This window comes from Pseudomonas canadensis (assembly GCF_030980095.1).
Classification (GTDB): domain Bacteria; phylum Pseudomonadota; class Gammaproteobacteria; order Pseudomonadales; family Pseudomonadaceae; genus Aquipseudomonas; species Aquipseudomonas canadensis.
Window position 1 is genome coordinate 3,475,704 of sequence record NZ_CP133298.1, and the last position, 15,843, is coordinate 3,491,546.

General features: G+C 59.7%; 15 protein-coding genes. 8 read left to right on the plus strand and 7 right to left on the minus strand.

The features are described from left to right. The 3 genes from tssC to tssA are packed head-to-tail and all read right to left on the minus strand — an operon-like array spanning nt 1 to nt 3,587. Nucleotides 1-1,476, minus strand: coding sequence for a type VI secretion system contractile sheath large subunit (gene tssC, locus RB216_RS15785; RefSeq protein ID WP_028616513.1), 1,476 nt, complete (start codon nt 1,474-1,476; stop codon nt 1-3). A gap of 28 nt (nt 1,477-1,504) precedes the next feature. Beyond that, the gene (gene tssB, locus RB216_RS15790; RefSeq protein ID WP_028616514.1) at nt 1,505-2,002 is read right to left on the minus strand and encodes a type VI secretion system contractile sheath small subunit; all 498 of its coding nucleotides are present in this window, start codon (nt 2,000-2,002) and stop codon (nt 1,505-1,507) included. A 31-nt stretch (nt 2,003-2,033) separates the two neighbouring features. Further along, complete coding sequence (gene tssA / locus RB216_RS15795; protein WP_308907526.1) at nt 2,034-3,587, minus strand: type VI secretion system protein TssA; 1,554 nt, start codon at nt 3,585-3,587, stop codon at nt 2,034-2,036. 477 nt (nt 3,588-4,064) lie between these two features. Here tssA and RB216_RS15800 point away from each other — a divergent pair, with 477 nt between their 5' ends. Further along, nucleotides 4,065-4,580 (plus strand): Hcp family type VI secretion system effector, encoded by a 516-nt coding sequence (locus RB216_RS15800; protein WP_010209954.1) that lies wholly within the window; start codon nt 4,065-4,067, stop codon nt 4,578-4,580. A gap of 52 nt (nt 4,581-4,632) precedes the next feature. Here RB216_RS15800 and RB216_RS15805 read toward each other — a convergent pair whose 3' ends face one another. Continuing rightward, the gene (locus tag RB216_RS15805) at nt 4,633-5,454 is read right to left on the minus strand and encodes an aldo/keto reductase (RefSeq protein WP_122684752.1); all 822 of its coding nucleotides are present in this window, start codon (nt 5,452-5,454) and stop codon (nt 4,633-4,635) included. 106 nt (nt 5,455-5,560) lie between these two features. Here RB216_RS15805 and RB216_RS15810 point away from each other — a divergent pair, with 106 nt between their 5' ends. The 4 genes from RB216_RS15810 (at nt 5,561) to RB216_RS15825 (ending at nt 9,604) form a co-directional block, all read left to right on the plus strand. Beyond that, nucleotides 5,561-6,055, plus strand: coding sequence for a DUF1543 domain-containing protein (locus RB216_RS15810; RefSeq protein WP_068935867.1), 495 nt, complete (start codon nt 5,561-5,563; stop codon nt 6,053-6,055). A gap of 96 nt (nt 6,056-6,151) precedes the next feature. Next, nucleotides 6,152-7,252, plus strand: a complete 1,101-nt coding sequence (locus tag RB216_RS15815; RefSeq protein WP_028616518.1) for a polyamine ABC transporter substrate-binding protein — start codon at nt 6,152-6,154, stop codon at nt 7,250-7,252. A 25-nt stretch (nt 7,253-7,277) separates the two neighbouring features. Continuing rightward, nucleotides 7,278-8,696, plus strand: a complete 1,419-nt coding sequence (locus tag RB216_RS15820) for an aminotransferase (protein WP_308907527.1) — start codon at nt 7,278-7,280, stop codon at nt 8,694-8,696. Nucleotides 8,697-8,761: 65 nt separating this feature from the next. Next, nucleotides 8,762-9,604: a response regulator transcription factor gene (locus RB216_RS15825; RefSeq protein WP_236321749.1), complete on the plus strand. Its 843-nt coding sequence runs from the start codon at nt 8,762-8,764 to the stop codon at nt 9,602-9,604. A 3-nt stretch (nt 9,605-9,607) separates the two neighbouring features. Here the strand turns inward: RB216_RS15825 and RB216_RS15830 are convergent, their stop codons facing one another. Continuing rightward, nucleotides 9,608-10,807 carry a TPM domain-containing protein gene (locus tag RB216_RS15830; RefSeq protein WP_308907528.1) on the minus strand — a complete coding sequence of 400 codons (1,200 nt, stop codon included), beginning with the start codon at nt 10,805-10,807 and terminating at the stop codon, nt 9,608-9,610. Nucleotides 10,808-10,935: 128 nt separating this feature from the next. Between RB216_RS15830 and RB216_RS15835 the strand changes: the two genes are divergently transcribed. Next, nucleotides 10,936-11,751, plus strand: coding sequence for an alpha/beta fold hydrolase (locus RB216_RS15835; RefSeq protein WP_028616522.1), 816 nt, complete (start codon nt 10,936-10,938; stop codon nt 11,749-11,751). After that, nucleotides 11,741-12,883 (plus strand): PAS domain-containing sensor histidine kinase, encoded by a 1,143-nt coding sequence (locus RB216_RS15840; protein WP_028616523.1) that lies wholly within the window; start codon nt 11,741-11,743, stop codon nt 12,881-12,883. The genes RB216_RS15835 and RB216_RS15840 overlap by 11 nt, the downstream gene beginning before the upstream one ends. Here RB216_RS15840 and dapF read toward each other — a convergent pair. Beyond that, on the minus strand, nt 12,871-13,674 hold the full coding sequence (gene dapF, locus RB216_RS15845) for a diaminopimelate epimerase (protein ID WP_028616524.1): 804 nt from the start codon (nt 13,672-13,674) through the stop codon (nt 12,871-12,873). The genes RB216_RS15840 and dapF overlap by 13 nt on opposite strands. Nucleotides 13,675-13,748: 74 nt before the next feature. Between dapF and RB216_RS15850 the strand changes: the two genes are divergently transcribed. Continuing rightward, nucleotides 13,749-14,324 carry a P-loop nucleotide/nucleoside kinase family protein gene (locus RB216_RS15850; protein ID WP_028616525.1) on the plus strand — a complete coding sequence of 192 codons (576 nt, stop codon included), beginning with the start codon at nt 13,749-13,751 and terminating at the stop codon, nt 14,322-14,324. On the opposite strand, the gene RB216_RS15855 is transcribed toward RB216_RS15850, so the two are convergent. Then, complete coding sequence (locus RB216_RS15855) at nt 14,239-15,834, minus strand: L,D-transpeptidase family protein (RefSeq protein ID WP_028616526.1); 1,596 nt, start codon at nt 15,832-15,834, stop codon at nt 14,239-14,241. The genes RB216_RS15850 and RB216_RS15855 overlap by 86 nt on opposite strands. Between the last annotated feature and the right edge of the window lie 9 nt (nt 15,835-15,843).

Sequence of the window (15,843 nt, forward strand, 5' to 3'; positions counted from 1 at the left end):
TCATTCTTTGTCGAGCTTGCCGACCAGGGACAATGTGAAATCCGCCCCCATGTACTTGAAGTGCGGGCGCACACTCAGGTTGACTCGATACCAGCCGGGCTCGCCGTCGACATCACTGACAACGATGCGGGCCGCACGCAAGGGGCGCCGCCCACGCACTTCGGCGCTGGGGTTTTCCTGATCGGCGACGTACTGTCGAATCCACTTGTTGAGTTCCAGCTCCAGGTCGGTGCGCTCCTTCCACGACCCCAATTGCTCACGCTGCAGGACCTTGAGATAGTGGGCTAGGCGATTCACCACCATCATGTAGGGCAGTTGGGTGCCCAGACGGTAATTCAGCTCCGCCTGCTTGCCTTCCGGACTAAGACCAAAGTGTTTTGGCTTCTGGACCGAACTGGCGGAAAAAAACGCTGCGTTGTCGCTGCCCTTTCGCATCGTCAGGGCAATGAATCCCTCTTGCGCCAGTTCGTACTCCCGGCGATCGGAAACCAAGACTTCAGTCGGAATCTTGGTTTCGATTTCACCCATGCTATGGAAGTGATGCAACGGCAAGTCTTCCACCGCACCACCGCTTTGCGGGCCGATGATGTTCGGACACCAGCGAAACCGCGCGAAACTATCGGTCAGGCGTGTGGCAAAAGCGTAGGCCGTATTGCCCCACAGGTAGTGTTCATGGCTGTTGACCACGTTTTCCTGGTAGGCAAAGGTCTTGACCGGGCATTCAAGGGGATCGTATGGCGTACGAAGCAGGAAACGCGGCACGGTCAAGCCGATATAGCGTGAATCTTCGCTTTGGCGAAAACTTTGCCATTTGGCGAATTGAGGGCCTTCGAAATGGTCCTTCAGGTCTTTGAGATCCGGCAGACCGGTGAAACTTTCCAACCCGAAGAACGCAGGCCCTGCAGCGGCGATAAAAGGCGCATGGGCCATGCAGGCCACACTGGAAGCGTACTGCATCAACTTCACGTCGGGGGCGCTGGGAGACAGAAAGTAATTGGCGATAATTGCGCCCACCGGCTGACCACCAAACTGACCGTATTCCGCACTGTAGATATGTTTGTACAGACCGGACTGGATCACTTCAGGTGAGTCCTCGAAATCTTCCAGCAGATCTTGCCGAGAGACGTTCAGCAGTTCGATCTTGATGTTCTCGCGGAAGTTGGTGCGATCAACCAACAACTGCAGGCCTTTCCAGGAAGCTTCCAAGGCCTGGAAATCCGGGTGGTGCAGGATCTCATCCATCTGAAGACTAAGCTTCGTGTCGATCTCGGCAATCATCCGGTCGACCAGCCGTTTCTTGACGGGCTCGCCTCGGTTCTGCGGTTTGATCAGCTCTTCGATGAACGCCGAAACACCACGCTTGGCAATACCATAGGCCTCGTCGTCCGCACTCAGCAGAGTCTGGGCAACGATGTTATCGAGAATGCTGTATTGATGAGCGGTTTGTGCAGGCAGTGAGTGCTGTTGTGTCGTCATGAGCTCAGTGTCCTTTTACTGAAAAATGTCAGGCGTCAGGTGTATCCAGTCCCAGCTCAGCCAATACCCGAGCACGGGAATCGTCATCGGCGAGGGCCTGTTCGATAGCTTTGCGAAAGCTCGGCGTGTTGCCCAATGGTCCTTTGAGCGCCATGAGTGCCTCGCGCAACGCCATCAGCTTTTGCAGTTCGGGAACCTGCTCTACCAGGTTCGCCGGATTGAAATCCTTCATGGAATTAATGCGTACCTGAATGGCCAATTCCTCAACACCCGCATCCTCCTGCAGACGGTTAGGCACGTTCAGCGTCAGGCTCAATGCCTGTTTGGCCAACACGTCATCCAGGGTGTTCTTGTCGATCGCAATAGGCTTTCGATCTTCGAGCTTGCGCACATCTTCACGCTGGGTGAAATCGCCCAGCACCAACAGTTTCAACGGCAGTTCGACCTCTTCCTGCGCACCGCCCAAGGCGGGCTTGAAAGTGATGTTGATACGTTCCTTGGGGGCGACCGAACCTTCTTTGGCCATGGTGTTTCTCCTTACTCAGTGGCTCGAAAGCCTATTCAAGTACCGCTTCCAGATCGAAGAGGCACAGCCTGCGGTGGGTGTCTTCCTTGCGCTCGAGCACGGCGTGGTTTTGTGGCAACAGATCACAGCAGCGATACAGAAGCTGGGTTACCTGAAGGGCCAGTTCCGGCTCCCAACGTTCAAGACCTGTGTGTTGCAGTTCGTGGTCCAGATGTTCGAGCTGGATCTTCGCCAGCTCGTGCTTGCCGGCTTGTACACACAGCCTCGCCTGGGCAAGCCGCCAATGAAATCGCGCGCGCTCGCTGCGAGCGGCATACATGCCTTTTTTGAGTTCATGGATTGCGGCTTTGAGCCCGTCCTTTCGCAACCGGGGTGCCACTGCCTGCAAGGCGATCTCCCAAGGCTCGGCTTCGGCATCAATCATCACTGCGGCTGGTTCGGGTATTTGCAGACGACGGCTGACCTGCTGCGTGATCCAGTCACGGCTGGCGGCATCGGCAAAAGGAATGCCGTCGTGAAAACAGAACGACGGCAGGTCCGGCAGACGTTGCAGCAGCAAGGCGAAGGTCACTTCCAACTCAGTCATGGCCTGTTCCGCCTGCAAGGCTTCCAGGCATCGCCAGAGCATATGCAGTCCGTCGAACCAGAACATCGCGCCGGCGAGACTGGTTTCGAGTTCCAGTATCAGGTCGGCGTAATGCCCCTGAGCAAAACGCTCCTGATAACGTTTGAGCTTGTCAGGCGCAGGCCCGCGCAAGGCGGTAATCCGCTCGCTGTCGGCATCCGGATACCCGCTCAGTACGAGCCAGTTCAACGTTCGGTTGAGGCGCAACGCACGCAGATCGGTGGCGTTCTGACGCAACCACCAGGCACACAAGGAGCGGGCCTGCTCCTGCAGAGTGCGTAGCAACTTGTTGGCGTCTTTTTCGTTGTCCACGACCGCTTCAGGTTTGAGTAGTTGGCTGGTCGCGTGCCTGACCTGCGCTATGACACCGCTCATCCCTGCCGCCAGAGCATGGTCCTGAACAGCCAGCTCCAGCCGCTGAGCCAATTGCCTGCGGATCGGCAGCAGCAAAGGCGCCTCATCTCCCAAGTGCCTGGTCCATACCTCATCGAGGCAAACCAGTTGCTCAAGTACTGCACGAAACAAGGGCTGCTGGCTCTGCAGGGGCAGGCCTTGCGTAAACAGAGGTTCGAGACGTAGTACCAACCAAGCAAATGACGCACCGCGAGTACGCAGTTTTTCGGGGTAGACCACCGACCAATGGTGCTCGCAGAGATAACGCAGTAATCCGAGCCCGGCTAGCAGGCCTGTATAGGACTCGCACTGGTGCAACGCCCAGGTCAGCCAGACGGCCGAGCGCAGATCCTTGGACTGATGTCGCAACATTAGCTCGCTGGTTTCCAGGACCTTGCGCCAATCGGGCTGGCTGCTGCCATGAATCGATTGCGCCTTTGCCAACTCGGATTCCAGGCATTCATATTCACTCGAAAAGCGCATATCGCTGCCCGCAAAACTCGATTGCGCACAGGGCGACCTGGCAACTTCAAGATAATGATCACACAGCGTGTCCGAATAAGACATTTCACACCAGGCGCAACTAACCAAGACAGGACCAGCCAACTAACCACACGTAAAGTGCGCAGCAGAAAGCCATCTAAACCTTGCAGGAATCCCTGCAAAGCTCCAGAACCTTAGCTACGCCTAAAACATTCAGCAAGCGACGAAATAATAGTTAATCCTTTTCCTACAAACCCCTTAAATCAGCCACTGCGCAGCATTTTGCGCACTCATTCATCCCCGCTCGTTCGGATTGACGTTACAAGCCAGCCATTCAAATAAAGTCTCAACCGAGCAACTAAGTGCGCAGTAATGCGCAAGAAAAACCAATTTAAACCCACCAAACATACCCTGACCGCTCAACAATCCTAACTTATATACAGCCTAACCCTAACAATCATTACCCCACACACTTTCAGGCACGCTTCTTGTAATAGGCAAAGTCCCATCCGCTGCATTTATCGGTGGGACTACCCCTTCAATCAGACAAGGAAACCCGTCATGCCAACACCCGCGTATCTCTCCGTCACCGGCGTCAAACAAGGTTTGATCACGGCAGGCACGTTTACCCAGGACTCGGTAGGTAACATTTATCAGGAAGGCCATGAGGACCAGATCCTGGTCCAGGCGTTTTCTCATCAGGTGATCATTCCGCGCGACCCTCAATCCGGCCAACCAACGGGCCAGAGGGTGCATAAGCCCATGATGATCAGCAAAGTCTTCGATAAGTCCTCACCATTGCTGTTCAGTGCGTTGACCAGCGGCGAAGAGGTCAAGTGCCGGTTGGAGTGGCTGCGCACCTCGTCGGCCGGCACACAGGAGCACTACTTCACGATTGAACTGGAGGGCGCCACCATCGTGGACATCCAATCACGCATGCCCAACTGCCAGGACCCGGACAACGCCCACTTCACCCATCTGGAGGATGTGTACTTCACCTACCGCAAGATCGTGTGGACCCACGAAGTGTCTGGCACTTCCGGGTCCGATGACTGGCGCAGCCCGGTTGCCGGTTAACCCGGATTAGCCCGGGAACGGTGCCAAGGAAGGCGCCGCTCCTGACGGTTGGCTAAACCATCGCCAAAGGGTGCTTGCGCTTGGGTGCGCCAAACACGCGATCAATTGCGTCCAGGTCGTGTTCATCCAGCACCAATTTGGCGGCGGCTGCGTTGAGTCGCACATGCTCCGGCGTGACGGCTTTGGGAATTGCGATCACGCCGTCATGGCGCAACACCCAGGCCAGGGCGACCTGCGCAGGTGTGACCTCATGGCGACGGGCGATCTGCTTGAGGGTCGGGCTGGACAACAGCTCACCGCCCTGGGCGATCGGGCAGTACGCCATCAAGGGCAAGTGGTGCTGTTGCCACCAGGGCAGCAGGTCGAATTCGATGCCGCGCTCATCGATGTTGTAGAGCACCTGATTGGTAGCGCAGGCCGGGGATGCAAGTTCCTGCAGGTCGGCCACATCGAAATTGGAGACGCCCCAGCGGCCGATCTTTCCGGCTTCGCGCAGGCGTTCAAACGCTTCGACAGTTTCCTCAAGGGGGTGCTGGCCACGCCAGTGCAACAGATAGAGGTCTATATAGTCCGTGCCCAGGCGCTGGAGGCTGGCTTCACAGGCGCGGGGCACGCCCTTGTGGCTGGCATTGTGCGGGTAGACCTTGCTCACCAGAAACACCTGGTCGCGCCTGCCTCGAATCGCTTCTCCAACGACGCTTTCAGCGCCGCCCTCGCCATACATTTCGGCGGTGTCAATCAAGGTCATACCCTCGTCAATACCCAATTGCAGCGCGGCGACTTCGGCGCGGTGCTGGTCGGGGTTTTCGCCCATGCGCCAGGTTCCCTGGCCGATAACAGGGACGGGAACACCCGCCAGATCAATGGTACGCATGACAACCTCCTGATGAGTTCGCGGATTAACAGTCTGGCATTGACCGGACAAAAGGGTTCAATCGAAGTAAGGTTAGCCTCTGTCAAGTCGCCAGGAAGAATCTGCAATGCTGTTTGTCGTCATGCTCGGGGGCAAACACCCACGAGCAAAGATTGAAGTTCACGATGTGGTGTTCGCTGTGGCGGACACGCTGGAAGCGACCTACCCGCAACTACGCGCCGACTGGTTCGGCAGCCCCAAGGGCGTACATATCGATTCTTGGATGGCAGTAGAGGGCGTGGACGGTTGGAGAGTCGAACTCAGCCATCTGGCCCCGGCGGCTGGCGCGCCTCACCTCTACTTCATCAACCTTGGCGGTTACGAAGCCAACAGCTTTGGTGAAGCCCATCACTACCTGCTGGTGGTAGCCCGTAACAAACAGGAGGCCATGAGCAAAGGCAAACAACACACGCGGCGCCAATGGTCCCAAGCCCACACCGATGGAGTGCTGGACATCGACGACTGCCTGCCCATCGACCTGGTGGACGGTCGCTATATCCACTTGGTGCAGGGCACGCACCGGCCAATACTCCAGCAGAACGACTACATCGTCCTGAGCTGAACCCTACCCGAACGGGGTATGGCGCCCACCGGCTATCTGCCTGACAGTGCAATCAGTCCCTCAGACTGATAACAAGCACAACTCAAGGTGGGCCCCATGCGTAAAGCCTTTATCGCTCTGTCCAGCGCTCTACTGCTTGCCACCTCCACCTTGACTCAGGCCGCCGACGACCCAGGCAATACCTTGCGCATCTACAACTGGGCAGACTACATCGGTGATACCACCCTGGCCGATTTCGAGAAAGCCACGGGTATCAAGGTGATCTACGACACTTACGATTCCTACGAAACCGTGCAGGGCAAGCTGCTGTCCGGGCGTTCCGGATATGACCTGGCCCTCCTCAACGCCTCCCTGGTGCCGCTGCTGATCAAGGGCGGAGTCTTCCAGCCACTGGACAAGTCCCAGTTACCCGACTGGAAGAACCTTGACCCTTTGGTGCTGAAAAGCCTGCAAGCCCACGACCCTGGCGTCACCTATTCCGCGCCCTACACCTGGGGCAGCAATGGTGTGACCTACAACGTCGACATGATCAAGGCGCGTATGCCGAACGCCCCGCTCGGCTCCCTGGCGATGATCTTCGATCCCAAAATCGTGTCGAAATTTGCCGACTGCGGCATCACCTTCATGGACTCCCCCACCGACATGATTCCCCTGGCCCTGACCTACCTCGGTCTGGACCCCAACAGCGTCGCGCCAAAAGACTTGAAGGCTGCTCAGGACGTGCTGATGGCCGTACGGCCGTACATTCGCAAATTCGACTCCAGCGGTTTCATCAATGGCCTGGCCAATGGTGACCTGTGCCTGGCAACCACGTGGTCAGGCGACTACGCCACCTCCCAGGCACGGGCGACGGAAGCCGGCGCCACTATCAAGCTGGACTACTTCATTCCCAAAGAAGGCTCGTTGATCTGGTTCGACAACTTCTACATTCCCATCGACGCCCCCCATGTCGCCAATGCCCATAAGTTCATCGAATTTCTCCTGCAACCCGGCACCATCGCCGGCGTCAGCAACACCATCCACTACGCCAACAGCAACCTCGCATCCAAGCCGCTGGTCAACGCCGATATCCGCGACAACCCGGCTATCTACCCGGACCCGGAGACGATGCAACGCCTGTTCACCCAGCAAAGCCAGCCGCCGGCTGCCGTGCGCCTGATCACCCGTACGTGGAACGCCGTCAAGACCGGCAAATGACTCCCAGCCTTTGAAGGTAAACGCCATGACTCTGCCCAATCCTGAATTCTTCGCCCAGTTCAACCACAACCAACTGGACGCTGCCGACAAAGCCCACTACATGCACGGTTTTCATATGTTCGACGAACACCGTGAACAGGGCTCATTGAATATCGCCGCAGGAGATGGCGCTTATATCTATGACACCCACGGCAATCGCTACCTGGACGCGGTGGGCGGCATGTGGTGTACGAATATTGGCCTCGGCCGCGAGGAAATGGCCGACGCCATCGCTAATCAGGTGCGCCAACTGGCCTACTCCAACCCGTTTTGCGACATGGCCAACGTGACAGCCATCGAACTGTGCGCCAAGTTGGCAAGCCTGGCCCCAGGCGATCTTAATCATGTGTTCCTGACGACTGGAGGGTCCACAGCGGTGGATACGGCGTATCGACTGGTGCAGTTCTACCAGAACAGCCGTGGCAAACCGGCCAAGAAACACATCATTTCGCGCTTCAGTGCCTATCACGGCTCGACATTCCTGACGATGTCCATCGGCAACAAGGCCGCGGACCGGGCGCCGGAATTCGATTTCATGAGCGACCTGTTCCACCACATCTCCTGCCCCAATTACTACCGGGCTCCGGAAGGGATGAGCGAAGCGGACTTTCTCGACTTCCTGGTGAATGAGTTCGAAGACAAGATCCTGACCCTCGGCCCGGACAACGTGGCCGCATTCTTTGCCGAACCCATCATGGGCTCCGGTGGCGTGATCATTCCACCCGAGGGCTACCACCAGCGGATGTGGCAAATCTGCCAACGCTACGACCTGCTGTATGTCGCCGATGAAGTGGTCACCTCATTCGGACGCCTGGGCGCATTTTTTGCTTCCAAGGACGTCTTTGGCATGCAGCCGGACATCATCACTACCGCAAAGGGCCTGACTTCCGGCTATCTGCCGTTGGGCGCGTGCATTTTTTCGGAGCAGATCTGGCAGGTGATCGGCGAGCCGGGCAAGGGCCGCTGCTTCACCCATGGGTTCACTTACAGTGGCCATCCTGTCAGTTGCGTGGCAGCGCTGAAGAACATCGAGATCATTGAGCGCGAGAACCTGCTGGCCCATGTCGAGGATGTGGGCACCTACCTGGAGCAGCGCCTGCAAACCCTGGCCGGACTGCCGCTGGTAGGCGATATTCGCAGTCAGCGCCTGATGGCCTGTATAGAGTTTGTCGCCGATAAACACACCAAGGCACTGTTGCCGGATGCGGTGAACATTGGCGAACGCATCCACCTACGGGCCCAGGCAAAAGGTTTGCTGGTACGCCCTATCGGGCATTTGAACGTGATGTCGCCGCCGCTGATCATCACCCACGCGCAAGTGGACGAGGTGGTCGAAACCCTGCGCCAGTGCATTCTCGACACTGCGGCCGAACTTCGCCAGAGCGGCGACTACCAGGGACGATGAGCCACAACGCCGAGCCTGTTTCGAGGTTTTTGCCGGGACGCTGGCCGGCGGGTAGACTGGCCCGCATGAACGCACCGATCGATCAGCCCCCTGCCCTCGGCCCCCAGGCACTCGAAACCTGGCACGACGCCTTGGCCCAGGCGTTTATCCAGGTCGATGAAGCCCGATTCCTTGAGTACCTCGCCGCCGCGCTGTGTGCCCTGTGCCCCATCGAATCGATGATGATCAGCCTGGAGCGCCAGGGCCAGGCGCCACGCCTGCTCTATCAGCAAGGCATCCCACGGGAGCATCAGGACGAGATCATCCATCGCTACTTTTCCCGTGGCTACCAGTTGGACCCCTTCTGTCTGGCAGTCGATAAAGGCTTGGCGGAAGGCTTCTACTCGTTGGCGCAAATCGCGCCGGATGACTTTTTCAACAGTGAGTACTACAAGACCTATTACCTGCGCAGCGGCGGTGCCCTGGAGAGTTACCACATCGTTGACTTGTGCCCACGCAGCAAGATTTCCCTGTGCATGTTCCAGGGACTCAGCGCCGGCCAATTCAGCGATGCGCAACTGGCCGTGCAGCGCTCTGCCCACCCGGTGATCCGCGCGCTGTTGCACCGGTTTGGCACCACGGGTGGGTTGGACGAGGTGGTGGGCGACCCAGCCTTCAGTCAAACCCGCGCACATCAACAGATTGAAGCAGCCTTCATGGGCTTTGGCAGTGGGCTGCTGACAGTGCGTGAGCGCGAAATTGCGCACTTGATCCTGCGGGGGCACTCGGTGAAGTCGGCAGCGCAAGTGCTGGGGATTTCGCCGGAGACGGTGCGCATGCATCGCAAGCATGTGTACACCAAGTTGGTCATCAACTCCCAGGCGGAGCTGTTTGCATTATTTATTGATTGGATGACGCGGCAGCAGTAGGGTTTACCAACTGCCGGACGCCCCACCGCCGCCACTGGAGCCACCACCCCCTGAGGAACTGCTGCTGGAACTGGAGCTGCTGGAGCTCGAACTCGATCCACCGCCCGAAGACCCCGACCCGCCGCTGGTCTTGCCAAAGATGAACAGCGCGGCAAACGAGGCAATCGGGAACGCGTACAGCCAGCCATTACGGCCGAGCTCCATCAGCACGCCCGCTGCCACATACACCCCCACCGCTGCCAGCAGCCGCGCAACAAAACCCACGCGGCTCTGCTTCCAGGCGTCCTTCATGATCACCAACAGCACCAGGTACAACCCCAGAACTACCAGCGCACCCAATGGAAATACCAGCCAGTGGATAAAGTTGACGTCGGCATATCGCTGATCAACCACCAGCAAGCCCAGGATGTAGACCAGCAGCCCTATCACGCCGTAAAACACCGAGCGCGCCATCCACAATGCGCCGAAGGTCGCGCCGCCGATCAGCATGATCAGGGGCATCACCAGCAGAAACATCGCCCAGTCGCGGCCCTCACCCACTATCACTAGCAGCAACGTGGCAACCACCGCGGCAATCAACGCGCGGCGCCACCGCAGTTTGCCAGCACTCATCAGCACGCCGCCAATGGCTCCTAGCACAAACGCCAGCGCGATTGCGATGAACTGCGGATTGACCCTTGTCCCTGTGGCTTTAGGCAAATCACCGCCATCCACCAGGACCACCAGGTCGTTGACGCCCTGGGAGACACCGCCGACGAAATCCCCCTGGCGAAAGGCCGGGGTGATGTGTTCTTCGATGATGCGGTGTGCGAGCAAATCTGTGACCGTGCCTTCCAGGCCATAGCCCACCTCGATACGCACCTTGCGGTCTTCTTTAGCGACCACCAGCAGGATGCCGTCATTGACATCCTTGCGTCCCAGCTTCCAGGCGCGGAACAGTTGGTTGGCGTAGTCCTCGATGCTCGCGCCGCCGGTGGTGGGCACCAGCAACACGGCCACTTGCGAGCCCTTGCGTTGCTCAAGATCGGCGAGTTGGTTTTTCAGACGGGTGGTGGTGCTGGCATCCAGAGTGTTGGTGAGGTCGATCACCCGTTGGTCGAGGGCCACGCCAAGCGGCGAAGTGTCCGCCTGGGCGGTGCCCAGCAGGCCTAGAAACACCAGCGGCACCAGACTCAAGACGGACTGCCGCAGAATCGCCATCATGCTTTGTTACCTGAAGTTTCTTCCTGAAGGCGGCGACTTTACCTTATCTGCGCTATATCGCGTGACCCCGCACCGATGACTATCTAAACTCCCTCCATACATAGCAAAACGCCACAGTCAGGAAGCCCATGGATCTGCGCCACCGCAACAATATCAGAGTGAAAGGCAGCGGCAGCTCGACCCTGGTGTTTTCACACGGCTTCGGCTGCAACCAGGCCATGTGGAACTACCTGGCACCGCAGTTTTTCGAGCGCTTCCGCGTAGTGATGTATGACTTGGTGGGCGCCGGCCTGTCAGACCTTAGTGCATTCGACAAGACCAAATACAGCACCTTGGACGGTTACGCGCGCGATTTGAACGAGATTATCGACGCGTATGCCGTGGGCCCGGTGATCCTCGTGAGCCATTCGGTGAGCGCCATGATCGGCACCCTCGCCGACCGCCACGCCCCCGGCCGGATCGCCGCCCACGTCATGATCGGCCCCTCGCCGCGCTATATCGACGCAGACGGTTATGTCGGCGGCTTCAAGTTGGCGGATATCCAGGACCTGCTCGATACCCTCGACAGCAACTACCTCGGTTGGTCCAGCGCCATGGCCCCGGTGATCATGGGCGCGCCCGACCAACCCGCGTTGGGTGAAGAACTGACCGAGAGTTTCTGCCGCACTGAGCCGGCCATCGCCAAACAATTTGCACGGGTGACGTTCATGTCGGACAACCGCCAGGACGTGATCGGCCTGGCCACTCCGGTACTGATCCTGCAATCGAGCGACGACCTGATCGCACCCGTGGCCGTGGGCGAATACCTGCACAGCGTGTTGCCCAACAGTACCTATTGCCTGGTGGACAACGTCGGTCATTGCCCCCACATGAGCGCGCCGCAGGCCTGCGCGGAGGCTATGAAACGCTTCCTGGCGCCGTGGGCGGTCTCCCATGTCGGCTGAGTTGTTCGACAGCGCCGCCTGCGCCCTCGCCGTCACGGCGGAGGACGGCACGATCCTGCAAGCCAATTCGCGCTTCAGCGAGTGGCTGGGGTTCAGTACGACGGAGCTGTGCGGCAAGCGTTTCCAGGACTTGCTGACCATGGGCGGACGGATCTTCCACCAGACCCACCTGGCGCCGATGCTGCGCATGCGTGGCAGCGTCACCGAAGTCAAACTCGACATGCTGCACCGCGAAGGCCACAAGCTGACCGTCCTGCTCAACGGCATCAAACGCGAGCAGGACGACGGAACGCTGTACGACCTGGCGCTGTTCGGCACCACCGACCGCGACAAGTACGAGCGCGAGTTGCTCAATGCACGCAACTTCGCCGAAGCGCTGTTGCAGGAAAAGACCGCCACCGAACTTGCGCTCAAACTGGCCCAGGCCGAATTGAGCGACGCCTATGCCATTTCCCAGCGCCGAGCGCTGTTTGCCGAGCAGATGGTGGCGATTGTCAGCCATGACTTGAAGAACCCGCTCACCGCAATCCGCATGGCCTCGGATTTTCTCAACCGAGGCGAACGCACCGCCAAGGAGCACCAACTGCTGGGGCACATTGGCCAGTCGTCCGAGCGTGCCCAGCGCATGATCGCCGACCTGCTGGACTTCACCCAGGCGCGCGTCGGCCAGGGGATCACCATCAAGGCTGCGCCGTTGGACCTGCATGAGGTGATTCATCGCGCCGTGGATGAACTGCGCGTGGCGTTTCCTGCGGCAAACTTGGTGCATCTCGCCGAGGGCAGTGGCGAAGCTTGCCTGGACGCCGACCGCGTGCAGCAGATCATTGGCAACCTGGTGGCGAACAGCGTGGCGTATGGCGATCTGCAACGGCCGATCACCGTCACGTCACGGTTGGGACAGGGTCGGTGCGAGGTTTCAGTACACAACCACGGCAAGGTCATCCCCGAAGCCTTGCTCACCGAGCTGTTCGAACCTATGACCCGTGGCACCGACCAAGGCAGTGACGTGCGCAGCGTAGGCCTCGGCCTGTATATCGTTCGCGAGTTGGCCAGAGTGCATGGCGGCGATGTGGCGGTGAGTTCCTGTGTCACGGGCGGCACCACGTTTACCGTCAACTTTCAGCCAACGTAGGCGCTGCCCTGTATCACCGGTTCGACGCTGCCCGTCAGCACTACGCCGCCCTCGCCTGCCCAATGCACAGTGACCGTGCCGCCGTCGCATTGCACTTCGACGGTATCGTCCAGCAGTCCACGACGAATCCCATTGACCACCGCGCCACAGCAGCAGGAACCGGAGCCCAACGGCACGCCGCCGCCGCGCTCCCAGATGCGCAGGCGGATATGGCCACGGTCGAGCACCTGCACAAAATGCACATTGGTCTTGGCCGGGAACAACGGGTGGATTTCCAGCGCCGGGCCCACGGCTGCCATATCGACAGCCGCGATGTCTTCCACGAAAAACGTGCAATGCGGGTTGCCCATGCTGCACGCCGCCGGGTTGCCGTCGATGGGCAGCGTGCGGGTATCCATGGCCTCGGCCAGCGGCACGGCCGACCAGTCCAGCGACGGCTCACCCATGTTCACCGACACTTGCCGCCCCGCTGTCCGCGTACACATCAGCAAGCCACGGTCGGTACGCAGCACCACAGAGTCCGTGCCCGCCTCATGCATCAAGCGGTCCGCGACGCCACGGGTAGCACTGCCACAAGTGGCCAGCGGCGTGCCGTTGGGGTTCCAGAACTTGATGCGTGCGGCGGCGTCGTCACAATCGAGTACCACGGCCAGTTGGTTGAAACCAATACCGGTGTGGCGGTTGCCGAGTTGGCGGGCGATTTTCGCGGTGATCGGATCGTCCAGGCCTCGGCGGTCGATGATGATGAAATCGTCGCCATGAGCGTGCATTTTTACAAACGGCAAGGGCATGGGCTGTCCTGTGGTCGACCTGCAGGGGAACTGAAGGATACCCTGAACCCACGCAACCTTATCGAGAGCATCGCATGTTAATTGTCTTCAACGGGCTGCCCGGTACCGGCAAAACCACCCTTGCCCAGGCACTGGCACGCCAGATCGGCGCGGTGTACCTGCGCATCGACGTGATTGAGCAGGCAATCCGTGATGCGGGTATGTTGGCGGGCGACGTGGGCGCCAGCGGTTATGGGGTGGCGAATGCCTTGGCGCTGAGCAACCTGCGATTAGGGCAGACGGTGGTGGCTGACTGTGTGAACCCGGTCCAGGAAAGCCGGGAGGCGTGGAAGACCTCGGCGGCAATGGCGGGTGTGGCGTTGCTGGATATTCGGGTGATCTGCTCTGACCGACAGGAGCATCAACGCCGGGTGGAAACCCGAACGGGCGATATTCCCGGCCTGGTTGCCCCCTCTTGGGCGTCGGTGCTGGCGCATGAGTACGAGGCTTGGGCTGAAGTGCCGCTCACGCTCGACACCGCACTCATGACGCCGGATCAGGCTGTGACAATGGTGCTGGCAACCCTCAAAGCACAGTCCCCATCGCCTTCATCAACACCAGGTCCCGTCCATAGATATCTGGCGCATACACCAACCCCCCCTCGCGATTGACCTCCACCGTCCAATAACTCAACAGCACCGGCACCGGCGTGGCCAACCTGAATTCATGCGTCACGCCGGTGGCCAGCAATTCATCGGTGCGGGTGCGCTCGGCTGGGCTCACCAGCAAATCCCGCAGCAGTAATGGCTGCTCGACCCGCACACACCCCGAACTGAACGCCCGCGGCCCTTTGGTGAACAGCGGCTGGCTCGGCGTGTCGTGCAGGTATACCGAATACGGGTTGGGAAAACGCATTACGATCTTGCCCAGTGGGTTGCGCGGGCCGGCTTCCTGGCGCAGCAGGATATTGCCGGGGCGAGCCCAGTCGATTTGCTCGGGCGCCAGCGGGTGGCCCTCGGCGTCAAGCACTTGCAGGTTTTGCTGGCGCAGGTATTCGGGGTTGAGGCGGATGGCCGGGAGTTTGTCCTCGCGCATGATGGTGGGCGGGATGGTCCAGGTGGGGTTGAGGGTCAAGCGGGTGATGCGCGACTTGAGCAACGGCGTCTGGCGTTCGGCACGGCCCACTTGCAGACGGGTTTGCCACACCGGAATCCCGCTCTGGTATACGCTCAGTTGCGCGGCGGCGACGTTGACCAGCACGCCTTCAGGCTCCAGGTCCTGGGCCAGCCAGCGGAAGCGTTCGAGGTTGATGCGCAGTTGTTCGCGCCGGACCAGCGGGCTGATGTTCAATTCGGCCACCGTGCCGGCGCCGATCACGCCGTCGGCCTGCAACGAGTGGCTGAGCTGGAAGGCCTTGACCGCCTTGACCAGTTCATCGCGGTACTGCTTGCCGCCAGGTGCCTGGGTCAGGTAGCCACCACTGACCAGGCGCCGCGCCAGCTCCGGCACGCGTGGGTCTTCCATGCCGGGGCGCAACAGCGGACCACCGGCAACCGGGTCCCAATGCGGCAACGGTTGCAGACGCACGGTGGAATAGGCGTTGCGCAAGCTGCGATACAAATCGGCACTGGGTCGCGCCTGGTCGAATGCCTGTGCCATGTCTTGCAGGCCTGTGGCGGCAAACGCCAGCACTTCAACGTTAGGGTCGCGGGTGGGTGGCTGGGAATGCCACAGGGGTTCGAAGCGCGATTGTTGCAGGCGGCCGTAATGCAGGTCCTGCAGGGCTTGCAGATAATGCTGGCTGCTGGCGATATCGCTGCACAGCACGTTTGCTGTGGCATCCGGCGCAGGCAAGCTATAGTGGGTGGGGTCCAGGCCGTCATCGGCGAGCATCAGCAACTGAGATTGCAGGGCTTGTCGACGTTCATCGGCGGACCACAGCGGCACATTGCCTTGCTGTTGATAGAAGGCTTGCAGGCGCAGTTGGGCAGCGGCGTCGACCTGCGGCGCCAGGCCGGGGCAGACACTCGGCAGTTGCGCCAACGCCTGTTGCACGGGGGCCAGGTCCACCGGCGCCGGGGTGGTTACCGGCAACGGCTCGACCGGCAGCGCGTCGGCTGTCGCGACCAATGGTGCAACGAGCAGGCAAATGCTCAAGTAACATGCGTGTTTTTTGAACAATTGACCAGG

What these genes read in the sequence shown, in the direction of transcription:
- tssC (WP_028616513.1), bottom strand. Translation starts at nt 1,476, where the DNA reads ATGACGACACAACAGCACTCACTGCCTGCACAAACCGCTCATCAATAC.
- tssB (WP_028616514.1), bottom strand. Translation starts at nt 2,002, where the DNA reads ATGGCCAAAGAAGGTTCGGTCGCCCCCAAGGAACGTATCAACATCACT.
- tssA (WP_308907526.1), bottom strand. Translation starts at nt 3,587, where the DNA reads ATGTCTTATTCGGACACGCTGTGTGATCATTATCTTGAAGTTGCCAGG.
- RB216_RS15800 (WP_010209954.1), top strand. Translation starts at nt 4,065, where the DNA reads ATGCCAACACCCGCGTATCTCTCCGTCACCGGCGTCAAACAAGGTTTG.
- RB216_RS15805 (WP_122684752.1), bottom strand. Translation starts at nt 5,454, where the DNA reads ATGCGTACCATTGATCTGGCGGGTGTTCCCGTCCCTGTTATCGGCCAG.
- RB216_RS15810 (WP_068935867.1), top strand. Translation starts at nt 5,561, where the DNA reads ATGCTGTTTGTCGTCATGCTCGGGGGCAAACACCCACGAGCAAAGATT.
- RB216_RS15815 (WP_028616518.1), top strand. Translation starts at nt 6,152, where the DNA reads ATGCGTAAAGCCTTTATCGCTCTGTCCAGCGCTCTACTGCTTGCCACC.
- RB216_RS15820 (WP_308907527.1), top strand. Translation starts at nt 7,278, where the DNA reads ATGACTCTGCCCAATCCTGAATTCTTCGCCCAGTTCAACCACAACCAA.
- RB216_RS15825 (WP_236321749.1), top strand. Translation starts at nt 8,762, where the DNA reads ATGAACGCACCGATCGATCAGCCCCCTGCCCTCGGCCCCCAGGCACTC.
- RB216_RS15830 (WP_308907528.1), bottom strand. Translation starts at nt 10,807, where the DNA reads ATGATGGCGATTCTGCGGCAGTCCGTCTTGAGTCTGGTGCCGCTGGTG.
- RB216_RS15835 (WP_028616522.1), top strand. Translation starts at nt 10,936, where the DNA reads ATGGATCTGCGCCACCGCAACAATATCAGAGTGAAAGGCAGCGGCAGC.
- RB216_RS15840 (WP_028616523.1), top strand. Translation starts at nt 11,741, where the DNA reads ATGTCGGCTGAGTTGTTCGACAGCGCCGCCTGCGCCCTCGCCGTCACG.
- dapF (WP_028616524.1), bottom strand. Translation starts at nt 13,674, where the DNA reads ATGCCCTTGCCGTTTGTAAAAATGCACGCTCATGGCGACGATTTCATC.
- RB216_RS15850 (WP_028616525.1), top strand. Translation starts at nt 13,749, where the DNA reads ATGTTAATTGTCTTCAACGGGCTGCCCGGTACCGGCAAAACCACCCTT.